This is a genomic window from Caballeronia arationis, from assembly GCF_001544975.2.
Taxonomy (GTDB): domain Bacteria; phylum Pseudomonadota; class Gammaproteobacteria; order Burkholderiales; family Burkholderiaceae; genus Caballeronia; species Caballeronia arationis.
This window is the reverse complement of the sequence record NZ_FCOG02000324.1, coordinates 1-2872: the sequence shown is the minus strand read 5'-3', so window position 1 is coordinate 2872 and position 2872 is coordinate 1. Positions and strand designations below refer to the sequence as shown.

Annotated in this window: 3 protein-coding genes; all 3 read right to left on the bottom strand. The window is 61.3% G+C overall.

Annotation, left to right across the window (positions count from 1 at the left end):
- Positions 1–737, bottom strand: a 737-nt coding sequence (locus tag AWB81_RS41640; RefSeq protein ID WP_144444364.1) for a helicase HerA domain-containing protein, incomplete at its 3' end; no start/stop codon positions are given.
- A complete protein-coding gene (locus AWB81_RS41635; RefSeq protein ID WP_062644323.1) occupies positions 734–2095 on the bottom strand; it encodes a TraI domain-containing protein in 1362 nt (453 codons plus the stop codon). The genes AWB81_RS41635 and AWB81_RS41640, both read right to left, overlap by 4 nt.
- The coding region (locus AWB81_RS41630) for a type IV secretion system protein (protein ID WP_062644321.1) at positions 2095–2872 on the bottom strand (778 nt) is incomplete at its 5' end. The genes AWB81_RS41630 and AWB81_RS41635, both read right to left, overlap by 1 nt.

Sequence of the window (2872 nt, the reverse complement as noted above, 5' to 3'; positions counted from 1 at the left end):
CGGATCGACTCATGCGGCTTCGCCTGATTGAAGTACAGGAACTTGCGCCCGGTGCGCGCGCACTCCTTCTCCACGCGCTTTTTCCACTCGTCATCGTTCTTGGGGTCGACGATGATCAGGACGTCCTTCGGGTTGTGGATCACCTGCGTGGAGATGACTTCGTAGGTGCGGGTCTTTCCCGCGCCAGTCGTGCCCGCCACCAGCGTGTGACCGCCCATCGCCTTATAGTGAAACGGCACCTCGACCTTCTTCTGCTCCATACCGTCGATCCAGGACGATCCCTGCGGCATGCGATCGCGAATGCTGTCGGGCGGACCGAATAGCCGCTCGATGCGCTCCTCGACGGTCCGGCCTATCTCGGTTTTCGGCAGCCACTTCGGCAGCGACGGAATGTCGGTTACGGGCATCCGGAGGATTTCGTGGGCAATCTGCGTATGCTTCTGCGTCCACTCGTATCCGATGCCCAGATACATCGAGTCCGCTCTTTTCCGCATCGCGTTCTGCGTGGCAAGAAGCTTTTCGATGCGAATCTTGCTCAGCCATTTCGTTGAGATGGCCATGCGAAAGCTCAGTGCCTTCCATATCTGGAGCGCACGGATCGACAGCAGGGCCGCGCCGGCTAGCGCAAACGCCCAGCCGTATGGCATCCCGGAGATCAAAATGCCAACGATGACGATGGGCCAAACGAGAAACGGACGAAACTCGTAGATCGGACGGAAGTGATTGACGTAGTTCATGCCGCGGGTCGCTCCACGATGAGACGTCCGGCGCGCTCAACGATGCAAATGTCATTGCCGTGTGCGCGCATGAGGAGACTGCGCTTCTTGAGTTGTTCGACAAGGGTATCGCTCGTGATGCCGTATCCGCCGACGAGCCGCTTCTTGACGGCCAGCCCCTTCTCTTCCCACGTCACTTCCGCCTTTCCGGTCGCCACGTCGCCAGCAAGGGCTTTGAAAAACTCTTTCAGCATTGCAGCGCCGGGTCCCAGGAGTTCCGTCAATTCTTCGTCAGTCGGACCAACTCTGCTTGCATTGGACCTTGCGGGACGCGCTGCGGCAGGGTCGACGGGCGCCGGGCGCGACGCAGGCGCGCTCGGGCCGGTCGAGGGCTCAGCCGCGGCCGCACCAGCGGCCTGTGCTTCGCTGCGCTCCAACGCATCGAGCAACGACTGAGAGAACTTCGGCGCAGAGGCACTGGCCTGCTGCTCCGACGCGGCCGTTGCTCCAACAACGGCATCGTTCTGCGCGGAAACGTCGGCTTGAGGCGCTGAAGCGGCGGCCGCCGACGGCCGTGCCTGGCTTGCGGAAGCATTGACAGTCTCCGGGGCGGGCGTCGCGACGAACTGCGGCTCAAGCGCGAGCGCGACGTGCACGGCTGAGGGAACGTCATACTTGACCGGCGCGAAGACGGCGCGTTGCGCCTTGCGTTCAAAGTCCACCGCAACGTCCATGGCCTGCCGCACCACCTTGTGGACGAGGGGTTCGAACCCCTGCGGGCTGCGCTCAGGATTGATCGCGTTGAAGAGGTCGTCCAGCACCGTTGTGTCGAACCCTGAGAGCAGCTCGGGTGTGATGACGGTCTGGGCAAACATGGCGGTGCGCATGCGCTCGCTTTTCAGTGGCGTCACACGCCGCTCAACCGCAAACTGACCGGCTCCGATCCACGTGCCGAACGCCCCGTGCGCCGCCGGATTCCACTTCGTGCGGTCCGAGAGCCGCACCATCTCGAAGTGGCGAAATGGCTCGTCCAGCAGCGTGCACGCGGCGGCCAGGAAGACGGCGTAGTTGTATTGCGGCTCCAGCCGGCGACGCTTGTCAGACGCGAGGTCAGCCGCGAACTTCTGCCCACCCGCGAGCCGCATGGCATAGAACGTCGATTCGATCGTCGCGCGGAATGCACCGCCCGGCTCGCAATGCAATTCGGGCGTCAGCGGCATGGATGAAAACCAGTTCGCGCAGCGACGTAACACTGCGAGCCACTTACGGGCAAATTCCGCTTCAGTGCTCTCGTTTGCGCATTGACGGACGAGTTCAATGCGCTTCTGATGCGTGGCGAATAGGTCCTCGGCAAGGATAGCTTCGTGAGCGGTGGTCATCACATGAAACCCTTTGCCAGCTTCAGCGCCGCAGTGCCCGTTGCACTTGCACCGCCGCCAAAGATCGCCGCAAGCTTCGGAATCTCGAGCGACAACAACAGGATGAATATCGCCAAATTGAAGACGTAGATCGAGTTCACCGTTGTGGCCCCACCAACGCCAGACGCCTTCGACACCGCATCGCCGATCGACGATCCAACGAGTTTCATCAGGATCGCGACGACGACGACATACATTCCGGCGCTGATCATCCAGTCCAGCCACTTAACGAAGTAGTTGCGGGTGTAGGACGAGAAGCCGAGAGCGATCGCGATTGGCCCCAGCACGATTCCAATGGCCGACTGAATCTGCCCGACTGCCGAGTAGTAGATGAACACGATCGCCGCCAAGCACATCAAGAACGCGGCCAGCAACATGACCATCGCATCAGACAAGACCGCGGGCATGTTCCAAAGGCTAATTGACTTCAGCTTTTCCTTTAGCCCGTCGAAGATGACGCCCGCCAAATGCGCCATCTGCCCACCCGTCGACGAGTCCGAGGCGCCGCTGATATGAGCCGCCAGTTGCTGAAACCATGTCCAGAACCCGCCCGCGCTCGCCGTGTAGCCGAGGTAGAGGGCAACGAAGATGCCCAGTACAGCGACCTCCTCGAATAAATTGACCCAAGCAGAGACCGGGTGATGGGTTCCGGCGAATCGAACACCGACGAGGACCAGCGAGATGACGCCCAAGCCCCAGGCGAACTTGTTCGCCTCGTCCATCACGCCCGAACTCGCA